21 protein-coding genes and 2 tRNA genes are annotated in these 25425 nt (G+C 66.5%); 9 read left to right on the top strand and 14 right to left on the bottom strand.

What is annotated here, in order from left to right:
* Positions 1-6: 6 nt before the first annotated feature.
* Positions 7-2181, bottom strand: coding sequence for a glutamine synthetase III family protein (locus CRM90_RS04100; protein ID WP_102805701.1), 2175 nt, complete (start codon positions 2179-2181; stop codon positions 7-9).
* A 347-nt stretch (positions 2182-2528) separates the two neighbouring features.
* Between CRM90_RS04100 and CRM90_RS04105 the strand changes: the two genes are divergently transcribed.
* Genes CRM90_RS04105 through CRM90_RS31425 form a run of 4 tightly spaced genes read left to right on the top strand, consistent with a single transcriptional unit; the run spans position 2529 to position 6900 of the window.
* Positions 2529-3428, top strand: a complete 900-nt coding sequence (locus tag CRM90_RS04105; RefSeq protein ID WP_142391319.1) for a hypothetical protein — start codon at positions 2529-2531, stop codon at positions 3426-3428.
* A gap of 36 nt (positions 3429-3464) precedes the next feature.
* Positions 3465-5807: an FdhF/YdeP family oxidoreductase gene (locus tag CRM90_RS04110; RefSeq protein ID WP_102805703.1), complete on the top strand. Its 2343-nt coding sequence runs from the start codon at positions 3465-3467 to the stop codon at positions 5805-5807.
* On the top strand, positions 5795-6619 hold the full coding sequence (gene fdhD, locus CRM90_RS04115; protein ID WP_102805704.1) for a formate dehydrogenase accessory sulfurtransferase FdhD: 825 nt from the start codon (positions 5795-5797) through the stop codon (positions 6617-6619). The genes CRM90_RS04110 and fdhD overlap by 13 nt, the downstream gene beginning before the upstream one ends.
* Positions 6620-6621: 2 nt before the next feature.
* Positions 6622-6900: a hypothetical protein gene (locus tag CRM90_RS31425; RefSeq protein WP_158248981.1), complete on the top strand. Its 279-nt coding sequence runs from the start codon at positions 6622-6624 to the stop codon at positions 6898-6900.
* 14 nt (positions 6901-6914) lie between these two features.
* Here the strand turns inward: CRM90_RS31425 and clpX are convergent, their stop codons facing one another.
* The 5 genes from clpX to CRM90_RS04145 all read right to left on the bottom strand — a co-directional run bounded on the left by clpX (position 6915) and on the right by CRM90_RS04145 (position 11429).
* Positions 6915-8195 carry an ATP-dependent Clp protease ATP-binding subunit ClpX gene (gene clpX, locus CRM90_RS04125; protein ID WP_083120235.1) on the bottom strand — a complete coding sequence of 427 codons (1281 nt, stop codon included), beginning with the start codon at positions 8193-8195 and terminating at the stop codon, positions 6915-6917.
* Between the two features lie 336 nt (positions 8196-8531).
* Entirely contained in the window at positions 8532-9179 is a 648-nt protein-coding gene (locus CRM90_RS04130) for an ATP-dependent Clp protease proteolytic subunit (protein ID WP_036344341.1), read from the bottom strand.
* A complete protein-coding gene (locus CRM90_RS04135; RefSeq protein ID WP_102805706.1) occupies positions 9172-9759 on the bottom strand; it encodes an ATP-dependent Clp protease proteolytic subunit in 588 nt (195 codons plus the stop codon). Before CRM90_RS04135 ends, CRM90_RS04130 begins: the two co-directional genes overlap by 8 nt.
* Before the next feature lie 104 nt (positions 9760-9863).
* Positions 9864-11303, bottom strand: a complete 1440-nt coding sequence (tig, locus tag CRM90_RS04140; RefSeq protein ID WP_158248982.1) for a trigger factor — start codon at positions 11301-11303, stop codon at positions 9864-9866.
* 52 nt (positions 11304-11355) lie between these two features.
* Positions 11356-11429 (bottom strand) — tRNA-Pro (locus tag CRM90_RS04145).
* 133 nt (positions 11430-11562) lie between these two features.
* Here CRM90_RS04145 and CRM90_RS04150 point away from each other — a divergent pair.
* A tRNA-Gly gene (locus CRM90_RS04150) sits at positions 11563-11636 on the top strand.
* A 10-nt stretch (positions 11637-11646) separates the two neighbouring features.
* Here the strand turns inward: CRM90_RS04150 and CRM90_RS04155 are convergent.
* A complete protein-coding gene (locus CRM90_RS04155; RefSeq protein ID WP_102805708.1) occupies positions 11647-12354 on the bottom strand; it encodes a hypothetical protein in 708 nt (235 codons plus the stop codon).
* Between the two features lie 136 nt (positions 12355-12490).
* On the opposite strand from CRM90_RS04155, the gene CRM90_RS04160 reads away from it, so the two are divergent.
* A complete protein-coding gene (locus CRM90_RS04160) occupies positions 12491-13168 on the top strand; it encodes a hypothetical protein (protein ID WP_142391320.1) in 678 nt (225 codons plus the stop codon).
* A gap of 5 nt (positions 13169-13173) precedes the next feature.
* Here the strand turns inward: CRM90_RS04160 and CRM90_RS04165 are convergent, their stop codons facing one another.
* The 4 genes from CRM90_RS04165 to CRM90_RS04180 all read right to left on the bottom strand — a co-directional run bounded on the left by CRM90_RS04165 (position 13174) and on the right by CRM90_RS04180 (position 16936).
* On the bottom strand, positions 13174-13689 hold the full coding sequence (locus tag CRM90_RS04165; protein WP_102805789.1) for an MBOE_33420 family protein: 516 nt from the start codon (positions 13687-13689) through the stop codon (positions 13174-13176).
* Positions 13690-13790: 101 nt separating this feature from the next.
* A complete protein-coding gene (locus CRM90_RS31290; RefSeq protein ID WP_158248983.1) occupies positions 13791-15152 on the bottom strand; it encodes a PGRS repeat-containing protein in 1362 nt (453 codons plus the stop codon).
* A gap of 57 nt (positions 15153-15209) precedes the next feature.
* Entirely contained in the window at positions 15210-15584 is a 375-nt protein-coding gene (locus CRM90_RS04175) for a hypothetical protein (RefSeq protein WP_233209149.1), read from the bottom strand.
* Positions 15566-16936 (bottom strand): hypothetical protein, encoded by a 1371-nt coding sequence (locus CRM90_RS04180; RefSeq protein ID WP_102805710.1) that lies wholly within the window; start codon positions 16934-16936, stop codon positions 15566-15568. Before CRM90_RS04180 ends, CRM90_RS04175 begins: the two co-directional genes overlap by 19 nt.
* Before the next feature lie 84 nt (positions 16937-17020).
* Here CRM90_RS04180 and CRM90_RS04185 point away from each other — a divergent pair, with 84 nt between their 5' ends.
* Positions 17021-18424 (top strand): flavin monoamine oxidase family protein, encoded by a 1404-nt coding sequence (locus CRM90_RS04185; RefSeq protein WP_102805711.1) that lies wholly within the window; start codon positions 17021-17023, stop codon positions 18422-18424.
* Between the two features lie 545 nt (positions 18425-18969).
* Here the strand turns inward: CRM90_RS04185 and CRM90_RS04190 are convergent.
* Positions 18970-20700, bottom strand: coding sequence for a metallophosphoesterase (locus tag CRM90_RS04190; RefSeq protein ID WP_102805791.1), 1731 nt, complete (start codon positions 20698-20700; stop codon positions 18970-18972).
* Between the two features lie 138 nt (positions 20701-20838).
* On the opposite strand from CRM90_RS04190, the gene CRM90_RS04195 reads away from it, so the two are divergent.
* Positions 20839-22008 carry a serine hydrolase domain-containing protein gene (locus tag CRM90_RS04195; protein ID WP_199189774.1) on the top strand — a complete coding sequence of 390 codons (1170 nt, stop codon included), beginning with the start codon at positions 20839-20841 and terminating at the stop codon, positions 22006-22008.
* A 54-nt stretch (positions 22009-22062) separates the two neighbouring features.
* Positions 22063-22875: a hypothetical protein gene (locus CRM90_RS04200; protein ID WP_102805713.1), complete on the top strand. Its 813-nt coding sequence runs from the start codon at positions 22063-22065 to the stop codon at positions 22873-22875.
* A gap of 33 nt (positions 22876-22908) precedes the next feature.
* Here CRM90_RS04200 and CRM90_RS04205 read toward each other — a convergent pair whose 3' ends face one another.
* Together CRM90_RS04205 and CRM90_RS04210 are read right to left on the bottom strand one after the other, a co-directional pair.
* Positions 22909-24597, bottom strand: a complete 1689-nt coding sequence (locus CRM90_RS04205; RefSeq protein WP_102805714.1) for a cation:proton antiporter — start codon at positions 24595-24597, stop codon at positions 22909-22911.
* Positions 24598-24633: 36 nt separating this feature from the next.
* The gene (locus CRM90_RS04210) at positions 24634-25425 is read right to left on the bottom strand and encodes an Fpg/Nei family DNA glycosylase (protein WP_102805715.1); all 792 of its coding nucleotides are present in this window, start codon (positions 25423-25425) and stop codon (positions 24634-24636) included.

A 25425-nucleotide genomic window follows, 5' to 3' on the forward strand; every position in this document is an offset into this window, starting at 1 on the left:
GCAACTTCAGAGGATGTAGAGCATCTCCTGGTAGGTGGGCAGCGGCCAGAGGTCGTCGGCAACAAGGCTTTCCAACGTGTCCGCGGCCGCACGCACCGCATCCATCAGCGGCAGCAAGCTCGCCGCGTGCTCGGCCTCCTCCTTCGCGGTATCGCCGCCGTGTGCACCCAGCGCTTCCTTGAGTGCGGCCAACGCGGCGGTCAGCTCCGAAATCGGCGTGGACACGGTCTCCAGCAAGGTGGTGTCCGCCTCCACCCCGGCCGCTTTCAGCGCCGCGACGTTCTGCGCCAACTCGGTCTGGTATCGAACGGCCGCAGGCAGGATCACGGTCGAGCCCATCTCGAGGGTCAACTTGGCTTCGACGCTGACCGTCAGGGCATATGTCTCGTACCGGACCTCTTCGCGGCTGTGCAGCTCCCGGGCGTTGAAGACCCCGTACCGCTCGAAGACCTCGATCGCCTCCGGTGTCACCAGCTGCGGAATGGCATCGAGTGTCGTCTTGAGATTCGGCAGGCCGCGCTCGGCCGCCTCGATCTGCCAGTTCTCCGAGTAACCGTCGCCGTTGAACACGACTGCACCGTGCTCGGTGATGATCTCGGTGAGCAGCTTCTGCACCGCCTCGTCGAAGCTCTCGCCGCCTGCGACGGCCGTCTCCAGCACGGTGGCCATGTAGTCGAGCGAATCGGCCATGATGGTGTTGAGGATGATCATCGGGACATTGATCGTCTGCCCCGAGCCTGGCGCGCGGAACTCGAATCGGTTGCCGGTGAACGCAAATGGGCTGGTCCGGTTTCGGTCGCCCGGATCGGTCGGCAGCTCGGGCAGCGTGTCGACACCGATGTGCATGACGCCCTTGCCCTTTGACGAGGTGGCCGCTCCCTTGGCGATCTGCTCGAACACGTCGGCCAGCTGAGCGCCGAGGAAGATCGAGATGATGGCCGGCGGTGCCTCGTTCGCGCCAAGTCGGTGATCGTTGGTGGCCGAGGCCACGGAGACCCTGAGCAGCCCACCGAACTTGTGCACGGCACGGATCACTGCGGCACAGAACACCAGGAACTGGGCGTTCTCATGTGGGGTATCACCCGGCACCAGCAGACTGCCGAATTGAGCGTTGCCCATCGAGAAGTTGACGTGCTTGCCAGAACCATTGACACCGGCGAACGGCTTCTCGTGGAACAGGCACTCCATGCCGTGCTTCTTGGCGATGTTGCGGAACGTCGTCATCAGCAGCTGCTGGTGGTCGGCCGCGATATTGGCCCGCTCGAACATCGGCGCGATCTCGAACTGGCCTGGAGCGACCTCGTTGTGGCGGGTCTTGGCCGGGATGCCGAGCTTGAACAGCTCTCGCTCGGTGTCCATCATGAACGCCAGCACCCGGTCGGGAATGGCGCCGAAGTAGTGGTCGTCGAATTCCTGACCCTTGGGCGGTTTCGCACCGAACAGCGTGCGGCCGGCGTTGATCAAGTCGGGACGAGCCAGGAAGAAGTGCCGGTCGACCAGGAAGTACTCCTGCTCAGGGCCGCAGAACGACACGATGTGATCGAAATCCTTGTGGCCGAACAACTTCAGGATTCGCTCAGCCTGTGCACCCATCGCCTGCTGGCTACGCAGCAGCGGGGTCTTGAAATCGAGCGCCTCACCGGTCATCGACACGAACACGGTCGGGATGCACAGGGTGTTGCCGTTCGGGTTCTCCAGAATGTAGGCCGGGCTGGTGACGTCCCAGCCGGTATACCCGCGCGCCTCGAACGTGCTGCGCAGACCGCCCGACGGGAAGCTCGATGCGTCGGGCTCGCCCTGAATCAGGGTCTTGCCTGCAAATTCGGCGAGTGTCGCGCCGTCGCTCACCGGCTCCAGGAAGCTGTCGTGCTTTTCGGCGGTGAGACCGGTCATCGGGTAGAAGACGTGCGCGTAGTGGGTCGCGCCCTTCGACAATGCCCAGTCCTTCATCACCGAGGCGACGGCGTCGGCGACAGCCGGATCGAGCTTCGCGCCCTTCTCGATGGTCGCGACGACCGACTTGTAAACCGATTTAGGCAGCCGAAGCCGCATTTCGGCCAGGGTGAAGACGTTGGCGCCGAAGATCTCGCCTGGCGCTTCGCCCGGATCGAAGCTGAAAGGGGGAGGCTCGTACGCCTCGACATTGACGATCGCCTGAAGGCGGGCCGCGTTACCGCTCAACTGTCTTTCCTCTGCACCCAAGACGCCCCCGTCTGCTCGCGGGCGTGTGACCGGCCCACGTTAGGTCGCTTCCATGCCGATCTCGTTACGCCTGCGTCAACGACAGAATGCGGCCTGATCCGCAACAACTATCCGCAAACTGAACCTGGGCAAACAAATGCCAGGTTCAACTGGTATTTATGCACGTAGATCAGCTAAAAAAGAAATATTGACGAGTTGCCAAATTTTTGTTCAGCAAGGAATGACACGTCGTATACCTGGTACAGGGAGATTTGAATTCAACTTCGGGGGTAGTCATGCTTCGATCAACCGTCATCGCACCGTTAGCCGTATGTGTCGTCGTGGCGGTGGCGCCGTCACTCGATGCGCACGGTTCGCCGATCTCACCGACGGCCCCGCAGACGACCGTGTTCGAACTCACCAGCCTGGATAGCGCTGCATGGAACAACGTTCAGCCGGGCTCGGCGGCTGCGGCCCCCGGGGTGTCGATACCCTTCGGCCTGCCACAGGTTTTGGCGATCATGACGGCGCTGGCCGCGTTCAACCCAGACGCTGCCGCGACGATGCAGTTCATCAACACCGAGTTGCTCGATCAACTGGCGCAAGGCACGCCGCTGGGCGAGGCAATGGTCAATGTCAGCCTGCTCCTGTCCCCGCCGACCGGCGGCGACCTGAGCTCACCGCTGTCGGGGATACTGACTCAGATCGGCCCGGTGATTGCGTTGGCTGCCACCGTGATCGGCGGTGCGTTCACGGTTCTCGCGGCCATTCCCGAAGCGGCGTTACCAGTCGTCGGGGCGGTGGTGGATGCCTTCATCAAGACCGCCGCCGCAGGGGGTTCGGATGGATTCGGGGCGGCCGTGCAAGCCGGCATCACTGAGGTGGTGACCGCCGCAGCCAAGGGCATCGCCATGATGGTCGACGTCGTCAGGAATGTGCTGCAGTCCATCTCGGCCACCCTCACCGGCGGATCCTCCTCGGCAGCCGTGGCCCCGGCCGCAGCCCGGGCCCTCCGCACTCCGAACGGCCTCCCGGCAGCCGGCGACACCACCAAGGTCGACGCAAGCACCACGCGCGCCACCGCCTACGCCACGTCGGCGCGAGGCGTCGCGGGAGCCCGACCCGGGCACTCGTCTCCCGCCGCGCCGTCCGCCACAGCCACCGCCAACCGCCGGCCCAGCGATTCGCCTCGAGCACGCGACACCCGCCCGACGGGCAGCAAGGGGACCGCCAAGTCCGCCCGTTAGTGTCGGCGGCCGGCACGGCGGCCTAGATTTGAGGGTATGAGCACCGGCCGCGACATCCCCGCCGACTATGACGAACGAGCCGTCAACGTCAGCGAGCGCAAAGACGAGGCCGCCGGGGTGAAGGCCGTGGTGGTCACCATGCAGCGCGCCCTGGAGCAGATGGGTCCGGTCCGAACCCTGTCCACCCTGGCACGGATCAACCAACGCCACGGCTTCGACTGTCCCGGGTGCGCGTGGCCCGAGGAACACGACAATCGTAAGCTCGCCGAGTTCTGCGAGAACGGCGCCAAAGCGGTGGCCGAGGAGGCCACCAAGCGCCGGGTCACCCCGGAGTTCTTCGCCCGCCATTCGGTGGCCGAGCTGGCCGCCAAGCCCGAGTACTGGCTGTCCCAGCAGGGGCGGCTCACTCACCCGATGGTCCTTCGCCCCGGTGCGCAGCACTACACCCCGATCGGGTGGGACGACGCCTACCAGCTGATCGCCGACCACCTCACCGGCCTGGCATCCCCGGACGAGGCCGTCTTCTACACCTCCGGCCGCACCAGCAACGAGGCCGCGTTCCTCTACCAGTTGCTGGTGCGCAGCTTCGGCACCAACAACCTGCCGGACTGCTCCAACATGTGCCACGAATCATCAGGCACCGCGCTGATCGACTCCATCGGCGTCGGCAAGGGCTCGGTGACCGTCGACGACATCGAGCACGCCGACGTGATCGTGATCGCCGGGCAGAATCCCGGCACCAACCATCCGCGGATGCTGTACGTGCTGGAGAAGGCGAAAGCCAACGGCGCCAAGATCATCGCCGTCAATCCGCTCCCCGAGGCGGGCCTCATCCGATTCAAGGATCCGCAGAAGGTCCACGGGGTGGTCGGGCATGGTGTGCCGATCGCCGACGAGTTCGTCCAGATTCGCCTGGGGGGTGACCTCGGCCTGTTCAAGGGGCTGGGCCGGCTGCTGGTGGAGGCCGACGACCGCGCCCCCGGCAGTGTGATCGACCGCGAATTCGTCGACGCGCACTGCCACGGATTCGACGAGTATCTCGCCGAGGCCCGCTCGGTCGACCTCGACACCGTCACCGACGCCACCGGTATCGACCGCGCGCAGCTCGACCGGGTCGCCGGCATGCTCGCGGCGTCGCAGCGGACGATCGTGTGCTGGGCGATGGGTATCACCCAGCACACCCACGCCGTCGCGACGATCGCCGAGATGACCAACCTGCTGTTGCTGCGCGGCATGATCGGAAAGCCCGGCGCCGGGGTATGCCCGGTGCGTGGTCACTCCAATGTTCAGGGCGACCGCACGATGGGGATCTGGGAGAAGGCGCCCGAGCCGTTCCTTGCCGCGCTCGACACCCGATTCGGCATCGCCAGTCCCCGCAAGCACGGCTTCGACACCGTCGACGCGATCCGGGCGATGCGCGACGGCCGGGCTTCGGTGTTCCTCGCGATGGGCGGCAACTTCGCCTCGGCCACCCCGGACACCGCGGTCACCGAGTCGGCGCTGAGCACCTGCGCGCTGACCGTGCAGATCTCGACCAAGCTCAATCGCAGCCACGTGGTGCACGGGCGCACGGCATTGATCCTGCCCACCCTGGGCCGCACCGACCGCGACCTGGTGAACGGTCACAAACAAGTTGTCTCGGTTGAAGATTCGATGTCGATGGTGCACCTGTCGCGCGGTAGCCTGACACCGCCCAGCGACCAGGTCCGCAGCGAGGTCGCGATCATCTGCCAGCTGGCCCGCACCGTGCTGGGTGCCGATCACCCGGTCCCGTGGGAGAGCTTCGCCGCCGACTACGACACGATCCGCGACGCGATCGCCGAGGTGGTGCCGGGCTGCGCCGACTACAACACCCGGGTGCGTCAGCCCGATGGCTTCCAATTGCCGCATCCGCCAAGGGATTCCCGTGAATTCCCGACCGTCACGGGCAAAGCGAACTTCGCGGTGAACCCGATGCAGTGGGTGCCGGTACCGCCGGGGCGGCTGGTGCTGCAGACACTGCGCAGCCACGACCAGTACAACACCACCATCTACGGTCTGGACGACCGCTACCGCGGCGTCAAGGGCGGGCGCCGTGTCGTGTTCGTCAACCCAACCGACATCGAGTCCCTCGGCCTCGCCGAAGGCGACCGCGTCGACCTGGTGTCGGAGTTCACCGACGGCGCGGGCCAGTTGCAGGAGCGCCGCGCCAAGGACTTCCTGGTGGTGCCCTACTCCACGCCGGTCGGTAACGCCGCCGCCTACTACCCCGAGACCAACCCCCTCGTACCCCTGGATCACGTTGCCGCCCGGTCGAATACGCCGGTGTCGAAGGCGGTCGTCATCCGGCTGGAACCAGGTGGCCAGAACCCCGAGAAAGGCGCAGCATGGGCCGGGTGACCGCGCGGCGACGGGCCAGTCACGTCTACGACGGCACTGCCACCGAGCGTCCGGAGACGCTGGTGGTCGAGGAGCCGCTGGAGATCCGGGTGAACGGGACCCCGCTGACGGTCACCATGCGCACACCGGGATCCGATGTCGAACTGGCGCAGGGCTTCTTGCTGACCGAAGGACTCATCGCCCATCGCGACGACGTGCTCACCGTGCGGTATTGCCGCGGCGCGGAGGCCGACGGGGTGAACACCTACAACGTCCTCGACGTGACGCTGCGCCCCGGCGTACCGATGCCGGACGTCGACGTGACCCGAAACTTCTACACCACCTCCTCGTGCGGGGTGTGCGGCAAGGCTTCGATCGACGCGGTGCGACTCACCAGCCAGCACTCCCCCGGCGACGACCCGGCGACGGTCCAGGCTTCGGTATTGACCGCGATGCCGGACCAACTGCGCTCGGCGCAAAAGGTTTTCGCCAGCACCGGCGGACTGCACGGGGCGGCGCTGTTCACGACGGGCGGCGCGCTGCTCGCCGTACGCGAGGACGTCGGTCGCCACAATGCCGTCGACAAGGTCATCGGGTGGGCTCTGGAAGCCAAGCACATCCCGCTCAGTGCCACGGTGCTGCTGGTCAGCGGCCGCGCGTCGTTCGAGCTGACCCAGAAGGCGGTTATGGCCGGCATTCCGGTGCTGGCCGCGGTGTCCGCGCCTTCCTCACTGGCCGTCGACCTCGCCACCCAATCGGGCCTGACGCTGGTCGCGTTCCTGCGTGGGGAATCGATGAACGTCTACAGTCGGGCCGACCGCATCCGCCACTGACCGTGGGTCAGTTGTTCCCCGGAATCGCCGTCGGCGGCGGCGGGGCCTTCACCGTCGGCGAGAAGCTGTTGGGTCCGCCACCGTCCGAGCCCTTTTCCGTCGGCGAGGGCGGCGCAGGCACGCTGCTGCTGACCGGCGTGGTGGTGGTGGTGGTCGTCGTCGGCGTGCTGGTCGTCGGCGCAGGCTTCTCGTTGGAACTACAGGCCGTGGTGATACCCAGCAGGCCAACAGTGACGGCTACCGCGGCCACCGCGGACCGGTGGCGGAGTCTCTTCATGTAGAAACCGTACGACGCCTAAGCGGACTTGTCGCGGCGCTCGGGGCGCGCAGGCTTGCGCGGCACGATCGTCGGCAGGACGTTGTCCTGGACGGTCTCCTTGGTCACCACGACCTTGGCGACGTCATCGCGGCTGGGGATGTCGTACATCACCGGCAGCAGGACTTCTTCCATGATCGCGCGCAGACCGCGGGCACCGGTGCCGCGATGGATCGCCTGATCGGCGATGGCGTCGAGGGCGTCGTCGGCGAATTCGAGCTCGACACCGTCCATCTCGAACAACCGGGTGTACTGCTTGACCAAGGCGTTCTTCGGCTGGGACAGGATCTGCACCAACGATTCCTTGTCCAGGTTCGTCACCGAGGCCACCACCGGCAGACGACCGATGAACTCCGGGATCAGCCCGAACTTGATCAGATCCTCGGGCATCACCTCGGCGAAGTGGTCCTGGGTGTCGATCTCGGCCTTGGACTTCACCTCGGCGCCGAAGCCCAGACCGCGCTTGCCGACACGGTCGGAGACGATCTTCTCCAGCCCGGCGAACGCACCCGCAACGATGAACAGCACGTTGGTGGTGTCGATCTGGATGAACTCCTGGTGCGGATGCTTGCGGCCACCCTGCGGCGGAACCGATGCCTGCGTGCCCTCGAGGATCTTCAGCAATGCCTGCTGGACACCCTCGCCGGACACGTCGCGCGTGATCGACGGGTTCTCACTCTTGCGAGCGATCTTGTCGACCTCGTCGATGTAGATGATGCCGGTCTCGGCGCGCTTCACGTCGTAATCGGCGGCCTGGATCAGCTTGAGGAGAATGTTCTCGACGTCCTCGCCCACATATCCGGCTTCGGTCAGCGCGGTGGCATCGGCGATCGCGAACGGCACGTTGAGCATCTTGGCCAGCGTCTGCGCCAGGTAGGTCTTTCCGCAGCCGGTGGGGCCGAGCATCAGGATGTTGGACTTGGCCAGCTCGACCGGCTCGGCGCGGGAGTCACGGTGTTTCTCCTGTGCCTGGATCCGCTTGTAGTGGTTGTAGACGGCGACAGCCAGCGTGCGCTTGGCGGTGTCCTGCCCGATGACGTAGTTCTCCAGGAACTCGCGGATCTCGGCCGGCTTGGGCAGCTCATCGAGTTTGACGTCGTCGGCGTCGGCCAACTCCTCTTCGATGATCTCGTTGCAGAGGTCGATGCACTCGTCGCAGATGTAGACGCCCGGACCCGCTATGAGCTTCTTCACCTGCTTCTGACTCTTACCGCAGAACGAGCACTTCAGCAGGTCACCGCCGTCTCCGATACGCGCCATGGTGGTGGGGTCCTACTTTCCTTCGCCGGGTCTTCGATCGTTGCTATCAAGTCCGCGTTGGGCTCTGTCCCGACGCTACCCGCTTGCTCCGCCGCGGTGCGACAGATAAAGACGAATCGCGCCAGTGGTATTCGTGCGTGATGGTGAACATATCCCCTGACACCGCTCTCGTCGCCTCGGAACGTTTTGGCGTGTCGCCGCTGTTACCAAACCGAGAGGCACGCGGCTGCGCTACCCGTGCAGTGTCGTCGAGGCGTTCGCCGAACGCCGCGACCCGACGGGCCGCGGCGGGCGCGAACATCGGATGCCGCCGGGTGGGCCCGGCAGCCACCGTCATCAAGCGTTCTGAGCCGAGAGCTTCCGGTACTCCAGGACCGTGTCGATGATCCCGTACTCCTTGGCGTCGGCCGCGGTGAGGATCTTGTCGCGGTCGGTGTCCTTGCGGATCACAGCCGGATCCTTGCCGGTGTGGCGGGCCAGCGTCTCTTCCATCAGGGTCCGCATCCGCTCGATCTCGGCGGCCTGGATCTCCAGGTCGGAGAACTGGCCCTGGATGACCCCGCCCAGCGACGGCTGGTGGATGAGCACGCGGGCGTTGGGCAGCGCGAGGCGCTTGCCCGGGGTGCCCGCGGCCAGCAGAACCGCGGCAGCCGAGGCGGCCTGCCCCAGGCACACCGTCTGGATGTCGGCGCGGACGTACTGCATGGTGTCGTAGATCGCCATCAGCGAGGTGAACGAGCCACCCGGTGAGTTGATGTACATGGTGATGTCGCGGTCGGGATCCAGCGACTCCAGCACCAACAGTTGGGCCATGATGTCGTTGGCCGAGGCGTCGTCGACCTGAACACCCAGGAAGATGATGCGTTCCTCGAACAGCTTGTTGTAGGGGTTGGATTCCTTGACGCCCCAGCTGGAGTGTTCGACGAACGACGGCAGGATGTAGCGGCCCTGCGGCGTGAGCCGCGCGTCAGTGTAATCAGGCATTGGTCGCTCCATTGAAGTTCGCGTGGGTGATGATGTGGTCGACGAAGCCGTACTCCAGCGCTTCCTGAGCCGTGAACCAGCGGTCACGGTCCGAGTCGGCCTCGATGCGCTCGATCGTCTGGCCGGTGAACTCAGCGTTGAGCCGGAACATCTCCCTCTTGATGAGCGCGAACTGCTCAGCCTGGATGGCGATGTCGGCCGCACCGCCGGTGATCCCGCCCAACGGCTGGTGCATGAGGATGCGGGCGTGCGGCAGCGCGTAGCGCTTGCCCTTGGTGCCCGCCGCGAGCAGGAACTCACCCATCGACGCGGCCATGCCCATCGCGTAGGTGGCGACGTCGCACGGCGCGAGCACCATGGTGTCGTAGATCGCCATGCCGGCGCTGATCGAGCCGCCCGGCGAGTTGATGTAGAGGTTGATGTCCTTCGTCGGATCCTCGGCGGCCAGCAGAAGGATCTGCGCGCACAACCGGTTGGCGATGTCGTCATCGACCTGGGACCCCAGGAAGATGATGCGCTCGGCGAGCAATCGCTCGTACACCGAGTCAGTGAGGTTCAGCCCTGGCGCGCCCGAACGCATATGAGTCACGACTTGATACCTGCTTTCTACGGCTTTGTTCTACCCGACCCTAACGAACCCACGGCGGAGCGCACTCCCGGGAGAGTGCGCTTTCGCTGTCGGCGTTATTCGGACTTCTCGGCTTCCTGCTCAACGTTCTTCTCGATGGCCTCGGCGTCTTCGGCGACCTCGTCGATGTCGACGTCGTCGGCGTCGGCCACCACTTCGTCGTCCTCGGCTCCGGCCGGCGGGCCGAAGAACTCGGCGGTGTCGACGACGTTGCCCTCGCTGTCCGTGACGGTGGCCGCCTCGACCACCGCGGCGACGGTCAGGCCACGGCGCACGTCGGCGAACATCGCAGGCAGCTGGTTGTTCTGCTGCAGGATCTGCAGCAGCTGCGCCGGCTCGATGCCGTACTGCCGCGACATCAGCACCAGCCGCTCGGTCAGATCGTTCTGACCGACCTGGATGTCGAGGTCGTCGGCGATCGCGTCCATGAGCAGCTGCGTCTTGACGGCCTTCTCGGCGGCCTCACGGGTTTCGGCGTCGAACTTCTCTCGCGAGCTGCCCTCGGCTTCGAGCGTCTCCGCGAACTTGTCCTCGTCATGGTCGAGACCGTGGATCGCGTTGTGCACGGTCTGGTCGACCTGGGCCTGCACGATGGCCTCGGGCAACGGGACCTCGGTCTTCTTCAGCAGCAACTCGAGGGCGTTGTCGCGAATCTTCTCGGCCTGCTGAATGCGCTTGACGCGCTTGACCTGCTCGACGAGGTTCTCGCGCAGCTCATCGATGGTGTCGAATTCGCTTGCCAACTGGGCGAATTCGTCGTCGGCCTCGGGAAGCTCGCGCTCCTTGATCGACTTGACGGTGACGGTGACCTCGGCATCGGCGCCCGCGTGCTCGCCGGCGGCCAGCTTGGTGGTGAAGACCTTCGACTCCCCCTCGGACAGCCCGACGATGGCGTCATCGAGACCGTCGATCAGCTGACCGGAACCCACCTCGTGGGACAGACCTTCGGTGGCGGCGTCGGGAAGCTCTTCGCCGTTGACGGTGGCCGACAGATCGATCGACACGAAGTCGCCGGTCTGGGCGGGCCGCTCGACGCCCTTGAGGGTGCCGAAGCGGGCGCGCAGCGACTCCAGTTCGGCGTCGACTTCCTCGTCGTTGATCTCGATCGCCTCGACCTCGATCTTGAGCGCGCTCAGATCAGGGAGTTCGATCTCGGGTCGCACGTCGACCTCGGCGGTGAACACCAGTTCCTCGCCGTCCTCGATCTTGGTGACCTCGATCTCGGGCTGGCCCAGCGGCGTCACCTCGGTGGCGGTGACGGCTTCGCTGTAGCGGCTGGGCAGCGCGTCGTTGACGACCTGCTCCAGCACCGCGCCGCGGCCGATACGGGCCTCGAGCAGCTTGGCCGGCGCCTTGCCGGGGCGGAAGCCGGGCAGTCGGACCTGCTTGGCGAGTTCCTTGTAGGCCCGGTCGAAGTCGGGCTGCAATTCCGTGAAGGGCACCTCCACATTGATGCGAACCCGGGTCGGGCTCAACTTCTCGACGGTGCTCTTCACGGCTGTACTCCTCGGTTCAGTCTTGTTCTCGTGCGGGACTTCGTTGGGCGTGTCGGGGTGACAGGATTTGAACCTGCGGCCTTCCGCTCCCAAAGCGGATGCGCTACCAAGCTGCGCTACACCCCGGTACTGCATTTCTTGCGCCCGAATCCTACGGCCCGATGCCTGCTCAGCGGCAATCGACCTCCGCGACGCGCTTCCAGGTGGGCCGATTCGGATTTGATCAGGTCGACCGGTACATTTGGGCTCGCGCAAACACGCGGGCGTAGCTCAATGGTAGAGCCTCAGTCTTCCAAACTGATTACGCGGGTTCGATTCCCGTCGCCCGCTCCACCGAACCGCCCTACCTGGGTCGTTCTTGCTGGTCGACCCACTTTCGCCCCCGCTTGGCGGCTCGGGACAGCGCGCCGATTTCCCCGAGGTACGAGGCCACCGCGCCCAGGCCCGGCAGCATGGCCACATACCGGAACGGCGCTCGCGGGTGCGGCCGCTTGGCGAGCTCGTCGCCGACGGCGTCGAGGACTCCGACCAGCTTCCACACCGCTGAGGCGATGCCCTGCGGGGTGAACGGGATGGCCATCGCCACTCGGTCGGGGTCGTGCACCACGACCGCCAGATCCCGCTCGCAGAGCACCGAGGCGAGCATCCGGGTCTGCCGCCGGTAGTCGGTGACGCCCAGTTCGCGGGCCACGGCACACAGCACGATGGCCTGGTTGGCGAAGCCGAGGAGATCCTGGATCGGCAGTCGTCGTCCGATGACTCCCAGCAGGCCGGGCACGGCCACCACGACGGTGTTCAGGGCACCGACGCGCCACACCCACCACGCGATCCGGTCGTCGGTGTCCAGGTCGTCCCACGCCAGGGTGCCGGGCACATCGGCCGCGTTGAGGACCCGGGAGACGACGTTCGGCGGCTCTTGCCGCTTGATTCCGAGCGGGTCGGTCCACCACAACACGTCGAGCAGCGGATTGATGACCGCGACGGCCCGGCCCAGTGCGTCTTCGACGTCGGAGTCGGCGAGCTTCACGTCGGGGGTCGGAAGCAGTTTCACCGTCCCATCATGTCCAATTCGGGCAGTGCCCAAACTGGACTGACGGATGCGCAGATACTGTTCGGGAAATCAACTCCGGGTGGATGCGCCGGTGTCATGATCGATTCGCCGTAGGGGCCGACGACCAAAGGTGATGATGAGCCCAGAACTCCAGAGCAGGGTTGTTCGTCCGTATGCCGCGGCGGCCGCCGCCGGAATCCTTGCTCTCGGTCTGGTGACAGCGCCGCCGAGTGTCACGCCACCTCGCAATGAAGTTCACGCGGTCGCATTGGCGTCCGTCGATGTGATCGACCTCAGCGCCGTCGTCGAGACGGCGGCGCCCCGGCCGGCATCGGCGAGCCAGACCGCCAACGACAGCACCGCGCCACCGGACTTCCTCGCGTTCGCGGCGTCGATCCTGGAGTACCTCAACAGTCTCGGTCTGGGCGCCGGCCCCGGTCTCGCGGCCATCGGGCTCAGCGGCCTCGTCGTGGCCTTCGCCGCGACCGCCTACGCCTGGAATGGCTTCGCCAACCTCGTCAATCCGGTGCTGCGGGTCTTCCACGTTCCGAGAGTGCCGAAGTTCCCGGTGTGTTTCGCCGGGCAGACATGCAGCGGCTCATCGCCGGCGCAGGCGCGGATCAAGCCGGCCAACCGTGTCGCGACACCCACCCGGGCCACCGGCAGCACCGGCCGCTCCACAGCGTCGAGCGGCCGTACGGCTCCTTCCCGTGCGGCCGCGAAAGTTCGCGGCGCCAAGAAGCCGACCACGTCTGCGACGGCGAAAGCCGGCAGGGCCGGCAGCAAGCGGGCCACGAGCGCCGCAGCGGGCTGAGTTGGTCAACCCGCCGGCGGCGGAGCGATGGGCGTCAGCGCTATCGGCAGCCGATGCGTGCCGGGACCCTCACCCGGGCAGCCGGCTCCGCCGACGATCAGGGTGCGCTCGCCGGCGAAGCTGCCGTCGGGTTTCGGAACCCAATAGTCGGAGCGTTGCGCCATCACGACGCTTGTGGGGTCGTTGCGGTCGCAGAAGTACGGGTACTCACCGCTGGTCTCCCAGCGCTGACCATTCCATCGGTAGTCGTATGACATTGGCGCGCCCGGATTACGGGCATGATCGTCGGTGTTGTCGAGGGTCGCGACGCAGCCGCCGGCATCGCAGTGGGTGGCGAACGGGACCGGGAAGGTGATCGGGTTCATGGGTGTGGGCACCCCGTTGAACGTCTGCTTCGAGAAGTCGATCAACAGGTTGTAGTACCCGTACAAGGGTGGCGGTTCAGCGCGATCCGCGTGCGCGGCGGCCGGAGCCATCGACAGTGCGGCCACTGTCGCCGCCGCGAGGCCCAATTTCGACATGGTCATTTCTGCTCCAGGTTCGCCGACACACCGGTGGTGTCGATGACCCGCCGAGCGTAAGCATCCATCTCGCCCCGCAATGCGGGTTCCGCGCGACCGGCCTACGGGGCGCCGGCGCCCGCGTTGCCGTTGTGGCTGCCGGGCGTGCTCCCGACGCCGACGCCACCTAATCCGGCCGGACCACGGCCACCGCCGGGTCCACTGCGGCCGGTGCTGCCACCGTCGCCGCCGATGCCGGTCCCCGGGATCGACTGAGCGTTGCCGCCCTGGCCGCCCGCGCCGCCGGTCTGGCGGATCCCATGGCTGTCGCCGCCGTTGCCACCGTGGCCACCAGTGGCCGTGCTGGTGACGACATTGCTGCCGGCCGCACCGCCGGTTCCGCCATCACCGCCGCGGCCGGTGATCCGTCCGCCTTCTCCCCCGGTCCCGCCGTCGCCGCCGAACGCATTGCCCTTACTGGAGCCGCTTCCGCCGGCGCCGCCCGCACCGCCGCCTCCGACCGTTCCCGCGCGGCCGCCATTGCCGCCCGCTCCCCCTCGGGCCGTGCCGGTTCCGGCATTTCCCGTGCCGCCTTGGCCGCCGTCACCACCGCGACCGAACACCCCGGCGTTGCCGCCCTGTCCTCCGAGACCACCGTTGCCTGCACCGGTATCGAGGTTTTGACCGGTGCCGCCGTTGCCACCCTTACCGCCGTTGCCGATCAGCAGCCCGCCGTTACCGCCCTTGCCGCCTTGACGACCGACGGATGCGGTTCCCTGCGTGCCGGTGAAGTCGCCGCCTCGGCCGCCGTCGCCCCCATTGCCGAACAACCCAGCGCTGCCGCCGTTGCCTGCCCGGCCATTCTGGACCGACTGCAGCCCGTCACCACCGCGCCCGCCGTTGCCGAACAGCATGCCGCCGCGCCCACCGTCCTGGCCGGTCGCACCGTCGAACCCGTTGCCTATCAACAACCCTGCGTCGGGATGCGCAGCAGTTCCGTTACTGATGTAGACGGCGACGAACGCGCGGATCTGGCCGGCGATGGCCTCCGGGGTCGGCAGCGCCGGCACCGCGGCGGCCTGACGGTGTCCACCGGGGTGCACACTGCTCACGCGGGGATGGAAGGGGACCACCAGGCTCGGCGCCGAGCTGACCGTCCGGACCCGCCTAGGCGTGCTGGGCGGTGCCGACTCGGTGCGAGATTCGACCACCTCGGCAATCGATCTCTCTGTGCCTGAAGCTGTTTCACCAGTGGCCGCGATCAGCCGGTTGGGTGCGGGCGGCGCGGACTGGTGATCCAGCGATGCGGCCAGAGCAATCGGCCGGGTGTGCAACACAGGCGCTGCGGCGGGCGGATCACCGGGGAAATGCATTGCGGCCGTGGCGAGTACATTCATCGCCGCTACTGTGATCATCCTGGTTGCGGCATGCGCCATCGCCCCGACCCTTCCGTGGGATTCGTCTTCGTTGACTCCTCGGTTCACGAGAGGGACGGTAGAGATGGTTCACAGCGATTTAGTGATCTGCGTCACATCGCGATGTCAACCGCCGGCTCCGTTGTCGAGACCGAGATGGGTGGCGAAATACCAAGGGATACCGACCCGTTGAGCGACGGCGGTGCCAACAAGTACGACCAGACCGACGACCAACGCGGTGGCGCGAACCTTCGACTTCATCGGCGCAAGTGCCAGCAACAGGAAGATCGGAACGAAACCCCACTGCGCCCACATCAGCACCCGCTTGGGCGTCCCGGCCGCTCGGTCATAGTCGGTGAGATGCGAGTCCGGGAAGCCGGCGAAGTACAGATCATTGGCCGCCAAGACAGCCAACAGAACTGCGGCAACCGCGCTGACCGCGCACACCACCCGCACGGCGATTCTCCGCCCCCGACCCGGCATCACATGCTGCGCTGCCATGACCGGTACACCACCCGGCCGACCGTCGCCGGATCGGGCTCGGGTGCACTGACCGACACATCCAGTCCCGAATGGTCTTCGAGGGCAAGCATTTTCCGAAGCTCGGATGCCACGTCACCGTCAGCATCCTTCTCGGGATACTTGAAATAGCGGGTGTGCGCGAGCCCGGGGGTCAAGCGTTCGGGGAGACTGCCGCTGACCGCGATATCGCGGACGCCTGTTCCGAACAACGGCGCCAGCGCCCCGCCGAACCAGTCGCCGCGAATAGCGCCCCGCCGCACCGGGAACCAGATGTTGCTCCAGCGAGTCACCGCGAATGGCGACAGCCCACCCACCGTCGTCGAATCCGCGGACTCCTCGTCCAGCGGTGGACAACTACACACCACACCCCGACGGATCAGTGAGCTGAACAGTGCGTGCCGCCTGTCGACGCGACCGCAGCCGCCGAGAATCGGCGGCCGGGCCACGAACAGGTCGGCCAACGCCATTGGCGTTCCCATGGTCACGAAATCGGTTATCCGCCATGGGTTTCCCAGTCGTCGGAGGTCCTGCCACCGGGAGAACTGCTGGTGCTGAAACTCCTCGGTCGAGTCGCCAACCTCCGTCGACCAGCTCGGTGCCGGGCCTGGCGCGGCCCGCAGCTCGTGCAACTCGGCCCACAACTCGGTGAGGGCGTCATAGGCGATGTAGCCACCGATGCCGTGCCCGACCACGACCACTCGCGCATAACGCCCTTGATGCAGCGTGTACAACAGGTCAACGAGCCCGCCGCGGATCGCGCGCCTCGCGGCGTGAGATTCCGGTGCGATGTCGAAGTAGCGGGCGACGTTGACGAAGCCCGTGGTCAAGAAGCTGCGGGTCAATGCTCGCGGGAGAAGCCGGAACACGGCCAGCGCGACGGTCAAGACCACGACGCTGGTGGCGACGCCGATGATCCAGCCGGCTACCCCGGTGTGCAGGAAATAGCCTCCTACGACGAACAGCGCCACGATGACGGCCAATGGGATGAGCACCGTCAGCGCGACCACGCGCCAGATGCCGAATAACTGGTCCGGTACGTGGCGGGGACGCCGTAGCAACACCCGCGCCAGAGCGGGGATGAAGCCGGCATACCGACCGCTCATCATCAGAAACGACCAGTCGTACTCATAGAGATCGACGCCCGACGGCGCGGCGTAGCGGCGCGCCTCGTAGGAGTCGGTGATCTCGATCGGCTGCGGGGCGTACTCCCAGCGGCCACCGTGCGGCGTCAACGCCGTCTTGGCGAAATCGTCGAGGACGTCCATAGGTCGGCGTTCGAGCAAACCGTGCACGAACACCACAGCGGTTCGTACGGACTCGTCGGTGCTCATTGTCCTCCCGGGGACCGTGCGGCGGGCAGGTCAATACTTTGCCAAATGCCCACAGGATGTATATCGCGAAGCGCACCATAAGCCATGGCCGCTGTGGATTTCTGCGTGGTCGGGGCCGGCTTCGCCGGGCTGACTGCCGCCTTGCGACTCCGACAGGCAGGCCGATCGGTGGCGCTGCTGGAAGCCCGCGATCGGATCGGCGGACGCACCTTTACCGTTGAGGGCCCCGAGGGTGTCTGGATCGACCGGGGCGGCGCGTGGATCGGACCGGGCCAAGATGCCATCTACGGCTTGCTGAAGGAATTCGGCGTCGGCAGCTACAAGCAGTACACCGACGGTGAAGCCATGATGGTCGTCGACGGCAAGCACTATCGCTACGAGGGCACCATCCCGTTGACGATGAGTCCCTGGGCGGCGCTCAACATGGGTGCGGTCTTCCTCGATCTGACCCGACTGTGCAAGACGATCCCCCTCGAGGCGCCGTGGGAAGCCAAGAACGCCGACAAGCTCGACCGCATCACGTACGCCTCCTGGCTCAATGACCGCACACTGTCCAAGCCCGCACACACCTTGCTGGAAGCGGCCATCGCCGGCTTGTACACATCAGCGGCGTCCGAGACGTCGATGTTGTTCGTACTGCGTCAGCTGGCCTCCGGCGGCGGGCCGTCCTTCGTGCTCGGCATCAAGGACGGGTCGCAGGATTCCCGCATCGTCGGCGGCATGGGCGCGGTGTCCGGCAAGATGGCCGTCGCGCTCGGAGACTCACTGCATCTGAATCAGCCTGTGCGGCGGATCATTCAGGACGACCAGGGTGTCACCGTCGAGAGCGACGGCATGACCGTGCGTGCACAACGGGTGATCGTGGCGGTACCGATGGCGATCGCCAGCCACATCCTCTACGAGCCGATGCTTCCGGTGGACCGCGCCTTCCTGCACCAGCGGGTACCGAGTGGTGCTGTGGTGAAGATCAACATCGTGTACGACGAGCCGTTCTGGCGACAAGATGGGTTGACGGGCCAGTCATTCGCACCCGGAACGCTCGCGACGCTGACCATCGACGCATCCACCGACGCACCCCGACCCGGGGTGATGTGTGTGATCACCGAGGGACCCGAAGGCCGCCGGTATTCGAAGATGGATCCCGACGCGCGCAAGAAGCAAGTGCTGGCCCATCTGGTGGAGCGCTTCGGCCACCGGGCCGCTACCCCGGTGGCCTACCTCGATCAGGACTGGAGCGTCGAAAGATATTCGGGCGGAGGCATGCTCAGCCACTGCCCCCCAGGTGTGCTCACCGAGTTCGGGCCGGCGATCACCGAACCCTGCGGCCGAATCCACTGGGCGGGCACCGAGACGTCGGGGGTTATGCACGGCTGGGTGGACGGTGCGGTCCGCTCCGGAGAACGCGCGGCCAGGGAAGTGCTGGCAACGCAGGCCGACGAGGCTGCGCATGCGCCTAGCGCGTCCACGCCTCATCGGGCCGAAACTTAGTGCATTGGCGGGTAGTTCACGCGCCCCGACCTCAAGGCTGGAAGCCATTCCACTTCGGGTTGTAACCAAGCGGTTGCCACTTGGGATTGGAATGGCCCCCAGAGGCGGGCAGCGCGTGCGGAGCCGCGTAAATCTGGGCATTGTCCGGCGCCTGACAATCGGTCGATCCGCCGGTTGTGACGCAGGTCGAGTTACTCTCAGCAGCAGCTGAGACCGGAGCCCAGATGACCGCGGAAACCGCGATCGCGACCAGTGCACCTGCCAGTTGCTTCACCCTCTTAGCCATCCTGACCCTCCTTCTTTCCCGATGATTTGATCATACCCCATGGGGTATAGGAGGCATTCCGCTTGGGCCGAGGCGCCATCACCACCAATGCCCAGAACAGGCCGCCGCGCCCGCTGTTGCCGCCGATCTGACCGTCCCTCTGATGGGACTTCTCGGGTCGCCCGCTGCCGTGTCACAAGCCGGTCTACTCAGCCTGGTGCGTACGGCCGGGGGAACGCGGAGATCGTCTACATGTCAGCGCGGCCGGCTACCACTTCGACTACTTCTGAACCTGCCGGCGGTAGGTCAGCTTGTCGAACTCGCGGCCGTACTCGTCGACCGCGGTCACATCCATCTCGCTCATCAGGTTGCCGGGCCGCACATCGACCCGGATGAAGGCGTAGTTGCGGAACCGCACCCTGGACCAGCCGACCGCTTCGGTCTGCTTGTGGCCGTCGGCCGTCCAGACATAGCTGTTGCCCACGAACGTATCCGGCGCCACATTGCCGCGATAGCTCTCCGGTTCGCCGGGCTGGAAGTTGTACCGCGGCCGTCCCGCTGATCCCACCGTGTAGTAGACGGTGCCGTCGGTTTCCGGATAGACGATCGCATTGTCTTCGGCCGTCCGGGTCGGTGCGCCGCCCCGGATCGGGTCCGATCGTTCGAACACGTGGTTGTGGCCCTGCAACACCAAATCGACCTGGTACCGGTCGAACAGCGGCACCCACGCGGCCCGCACACCGCCGTCGCTGGCATGAGCCTCGGTGGTCGAGTAGGCACAGTGATGGAAGAAGCAAACGATGAAATCGATGTCGGGATCGGCCCGGTGCGCAGCCAAAGTCCTTTCTACCCAACCATTTTGAGTGCCGCCGGAGTAACCCCGGTTGGCGGTGATCTCATAGCTGACATCGTTGGCGTCCAGCGAGAGCACCGCGACGTTGCCATAGGTGAACGAATAGACCGACGGACAGCCGGACGGACCGTTGCCCGGAAAGTCGAGCCGCGCCAGGTGGCCGCCGTAGCCGTGCACCGGGTAGGCGGCTTCCATGTCGTGGTTGCCGGTGGCGAACATCCAGGGTGTCGTCGAGGCGCTGGCCTCGATGGAGTTCAGATACACGTCCCAGACATACGGGTTGAACTTGTCGAAACCTTTGGGCGGTTCGCCCTTTCGGACGAATTGCGGCGGCTTGCCCGCACCGGATGGGTCGGCGTAGGCGATGTCACCGGCGAGCACATGGAAGTCCGGACGCGCCGCCACGATCTGATCCAGCACGTTGCCGGTGTGCGACACGGTCGGATCGTTGTCGGATTTGTAATAGCTGTCGTCGTAGTCGCCCCGGGTGAGACCGGGCGGAGCCAGCGGCGTCTCGTCGGTGCCCTGGTCCCCCATCATGGTGAACCGGAACCAGCCCACCGCATCTCGCGCACTGGGCATGGCGGTCGCCGCGGAACGCACGTCGCTGACGAACCCGTCGTCGGTGCGCCACCGGTAGAAGTGCGGGGTACGCCCGGGCAGTCCGTCCACCGGCGCATGGACGTAGAACTGCTCGGCCGACAGCACCCCGCCGCTGCTGTCCGGGATCTGGGTCACCAGGTTGCGCACCTCCGCCTCGACCGTCGCACCCAGCCCGGGCGTCGGGCCGTGGTCGAGGAAGACCTTGGTGGCGCCTGGATTTCGCGACAATTGGCCGGCCAGGCGCAGCTGACTCGAGGCGTCTGTGCCGTAGCCGACGCGCCGGCCCGCCACCGCCAGCGGCGCATCCTGTGCGTATGCGCGGCGCCCGAACGGGGCGGCTCCCAGTGCCGCCACGGCTGCTGCCGCCGCCGACCCGCGCAGGAAGTTACGCCGCGAGACCGGGCGAGCGCGTAGATACCTCTGATGCCATTCGTACTGCTCGGCCATCGTCATCCGGCTCGCAAGCGCCGGCGGAATGCCCGTATCGGGAATCTCCACATCAGGATCGTGACGTACGGTCCTGCGAGAACGCCAAACCGCCCGGAAAATCCACATGAACACATCGGCCGGCGTCAGCGCTAATTACAGGGTGGTTTCGATTCCGCTCCAATCGTCCTCACAACTTCGCTGGCTAACCTGGCCGCCGTAGATTCAGGCGATACCCGGCGGCCAGGAGGCGCGTTGAGCGACCACATTCCCATCGGCGGTGCGTGCGCCGCGGGTTTTGGCGCGGTGCGCGACGCTTTCGAGGCGAACTTCACCTCTCGCGCTGAGGTCGGCGCAGCGGTCGCCGTGTGGGTCGACGGGGATCTGGTGGTCAATCTGTGGGGCGGGTATGCCGATGCCCGCAGGCGCCGCCGATGGCGCCAGGACACGCTGGCCAGCGTGTTCTCCGCTACCAAAGGTCTGACCAGCACGTGTGTGCACCTGCTCGCCGATCGCGGCGAGCTCGACCTGCACGCCCCGGTCGCCCGGTACTGGCCGGAATTCGCGTCGAACGGCAAGCAGGACATCACGACCGCGGCGGTGCTCGGGCACCGCTCCGGGGTGATCGGGCCCCGCACCCGCATGCACTGGAGCGACACCACCGACTGGGACCAGGTGTGCGCCGACCTCGCCGCCGCCGAGCCGTGGTGGCCGCCGGGCACAGCCCAGGGCTACCACATGGTCAGCTTCGGGTTCATTCTCGGCGAGGTCGTCCGCCGGGTCACCGGGCGCACCATCGGCCAGTATCTGCGGACCGAGATCGCCGAGCCGATGGGCGTCGACGTCCATATCGGTCTGCCTACCGCCGAACACCACCGCTGCGCGGAGATGATCAACAAGCCCCACATTCGCGATGTCCTGGCCAACGGCCAGGCACCGGGATATCCGACCTCACTCGCCGAGCATCCGATGGCCGGGATGGCCGTCGCGATGGGCTTCGTCCCGGATGACGAGCTGGGCTCGAACGAGCTCGAGCGATGGCGTGTCAGCGAGTTCCCGAGCACAAACGGTCATGTGTCGGCGCTCGGCCTGGCCACGTTCTACAACGGCCTCGCGCAGGAAAAGTTGCTCAGCCGCGATCATCTGGAGGCGGTGCGGGTCTCTCAGGGAGGCTTCGATCCCGACGTCGTGCTCGGGCCCCGGGTCGCCGATCACGGCTGGGGCCTGGGCTACATGCTCAACCAACGCGGTGTGGCAGGCCCTAACCTGAGCAGCTTCGGCCACGGCGGCTCGGGCGGCTCCTACGGGTTCGTCGACCTCGAGCACCGCATCGGCTACGCCTACGTGATGAACTATTTCGACGCCACCAAGTGCAATGCCGACCCGCGCAGCACCGCGCTCAGCGACGAGGTGTATCGCACCCTCGGTGTGCTCTGATGAGCTAATTCTCGTTCTCCGGAGCACTTTCACAGGATCGGTACTGTGGACGCCATGAACGGTGTGCTGGTCGTGCTCATCCTGGTCGTCATCGGCGTGATCGTGCTGGCGGTGGTGAGTTCATCGCGGGCCTCGGGCAATCGCAACGCGGCCGCACTGGCCGACGCGAAGGCCGATGCCCGTCGGCTGATCGAGCGCCTCGGCGGTCAGGTGCTCAACCTGTCCGGCAACAACGAGGCCGCCAGTCAAGCACTGGCCGACGCTTCCGAGCGGTTCACCGCCGCCTCCTCTCAGATCGATCAGGCCACCACCGCCAAGCAGGCGATGCTGGCCAAGGAAAGCGCCATCGAAGGGCTGTACTACGTGCGAGCCGCCCGCACCGCGATGGGTATGGATCCCGGGCCCGAACTGGAGACGGTGTCCGGCCAGAAGGCTGCGGGCGCGGTGACCGAGGATCGCAAGGTTCAGTTCGAGGGCCGCGAGATCGAGGCCTCCCCCACACCGAGCCAGCGGACCCCGAACTACTACCCCGGCGGTCGGGTCGCGGGCCGTCCGGTGCCGGCGGGCTGGTATTCCGAGCCGTGGTGGAAGACGGCCCTGGTGGCCGGCGCGTGGGGTGTCGGGTCGGTGCTGTTGTTCGACGCACTGTTCTCCGGCATGCACGGCGTCGACTACGGCGCTTCGGGATTCGAGAACGGCTTCGGTTCGGGTTTCGACCAAGGCTACGACCAGGGATTTGACCAGGGTCTGGACGCCGGCGGCCAGGACGGTGGCTGGGGTGGCGACGGCGGCGGCTGGGACGGCGGCGGTCTCGGCGACAGCGGCGGCTGGGGCGGCGGCGACTTCGGCGGGTTCGGCGACTTCTAGATCCGGCGGGCAGGAGCGTAGCGACCCAGGGAATTAGATCCGGCTCTCCATCCGGGCGGTCACGCTGGCCTCCTGCAAGTCCAGCCTGTCGAGCATCGCACGCACGGCCTCATCGTCGATGCGTCCCTCGTCGCGTTCGGTGATCAACGCAGCACGTTGCGCGGCAAGCACATTGCGGTACAACGTGGAGAACACCTCCGCGCGAAGATTGTGCTCCTCAGGGTCGGGCATCTCATCAGCATCCTTGGAATGGCGGGCAATCCAGGTGCGGATCTCGGTCAGCACGTGCGGGTCGAGGCCCGCCGGTGGCTCCGCCTCGAACCGGGCCAGCACCTCGTCGGCGGCAAAGTGCACGGTCTGCTCGGTCTTGTAGGTCTCCTCGCGGTCGTAGATCCGGTCGTCCTCCCTCGAGGACAGATGCAGCCGGCGGATCAGCGGCGGCAACGTCCAACCCTGCAGCAGCAGGGTGCCCACCGCCACGGCGAATGCGATCGCCTGGATGGTGGCCCGTTCCGGGAACGGCTCGCCGCTGGCGACGGTCGGCGGGATACCGGCCGCGGCAGCCAGCGTCACCACGCCACGCATCCCGGTCCATGACACCACCACGTTCTCCTGCCACGTCAACGCCGTGTGGTCGATCATGGAGCGCCACTTGCCTTTTGACTTTCCGGGTTTGCGGACGCCCAGTGCGCCGCGGCCGCCCTCGGGAATCGGCACACTCAGCCTGCGGTCGACGTGACGGGACAGCACACCTCGGCCGAACATCACGAACACCGAGAGTGGACGGATCACGAGCACGATCGCCAGCACCGCCAGCGCGCCGATGCCGACCTCCGCCAGCGACTCGTGGGCGTCGCGCAGATCCTCCAGGACAAAGCGCAGATGCAGCCCGATATAGGCGAAGACGAACGCCTCCAGCAGCACGTCCACGGAGTGCCAGACGTAGCGTTCCTGCAGCCGGGTCTGGTAGCCGGCGCTCAGGGTGCCGCTGCCGACGATGAACCCGGCGGCCACCACGGCCAGCACGCCGGAGGCATGGAATCGCTCGGCGGTGAGGTACGCGGCGAACGGCACCACCAGGCCTTGGATCGTCTCCAGGCTGGCGCTGTTGAGGCGTTCGCGAATCCACAGGGTCACGTATCCCAGCGCGACGCCAACCACCGGACCGAGCAGCGCGCTGTAGCCGAACAGCAGCAGCGGGTTGGCGATGAAGACGTGGGTGCCGGCGATCTGGGCGACGGCGATCGAGAACAACGCGAGCGCGGCGGCGTCGTTGATCAGGCTCTCACCGGTCAGGATCGTCATCACCCGCTTGGGCAGGCCCAGTTTGCGGCCGACGGCGACGGCGGTGACCGCATCAGGCGGCGCGACGATGGCGCCGAGCACCAGCGCGGTCGCGAACGTCAGCGGCACCACGACCAGCCAGGCGGACACCGCCGCCACGGCGAACGCGGTGACCACGACCAGGCCCACCCCGAGGCCGAGGATCGGCTTGATGTTGCGTATGAACGCGGGAAACGAGAAGTCCAGTGCCGCGGAGTACAACAGCGGCGGCAGGACCACCGACAGCAGGACATGGGAATCCAGTTCAGGCGCGGTGAAGCCGGGCAGGAACGACGCGGCGATACCCACGACGACGATCATCAGGGCGGGTTCCAAGCCACGGTTCTTGGCGATCGCGGCGACGACGATGGCGCCGACGACGACGAGAATCAGTTCCATACAAGCATTCTCGCGGGTGCCGTCCGGCGGCGCTGATCACACCTGGCAGGTGGGGCACCAAAACACGTTGCGACCTTCCAATTCGGCGGTCAGGATCGGGGTCGCGCACACCCGGCAGGGCTCACCGGCGCGCCGGTATACGTAGGTGCGTGGACGGTTCGGGGCGTACGACGGCGCACCGTGATCGTGTTCGGGCCGCACCACCACGATCTTGCCGCGCCGTACGCCGACCTTCATCAACGCGACCAGGTCGGTCCAGGCGTCGGCGAACTCGGCCTCGGAGACGTCCCGGCCCAGCCGGAACGGGTCGAGGTGATGCCGAAAGAGCAGTTCGCTGCGATACACGTTGCCGACCCCGGCGATCACGCTCTGGTCCATCAGCAAGGCGCCGATGGTCTTGCGGGACTTGGAGATTCGGGACCACGGCAGCGCAGGGTCGGCATCCCGGCGTAGCGGGTCGGGCCCGAGCCGGGCGACGATGGCCGATACCTGCGCCTCGTCGAGCACCTCGCACGCGGTCGGGCCTCGTAGGTCGGTACCCCACTCGTCGCCGACGATCCGCATGCGCACCTGCCCGACCGGCAGCGGCATCGGCACCGGCATCTCGGTGAAGGTGCCGTACAGCCCCAGGTGGACGTGCACGATCGGACCGCCGTCGTAGTGGTGGAACAGGTGCTTGCCCCAGACCGAGGCGTGGGTGAACACCCGGCCGTCGACGATCGAGGCATCGGTGAACCTGCCCTGCGGACTCGACACGGCCGCCGGGGCGCCGGCGAAGCGGCGCTGGTGCAGCCGCGCGAGCCGGTGAAGGGTGTGCCCCTCGGGCAC

This window comes from Mycobacterium sp. ENV421, assembly GCF_002887815.1.
GTDB lineage: Bacteria > Actinomycetota > Actinomycetes > Mycobacteriales > Mycobacteriaceae > Mycobacterium.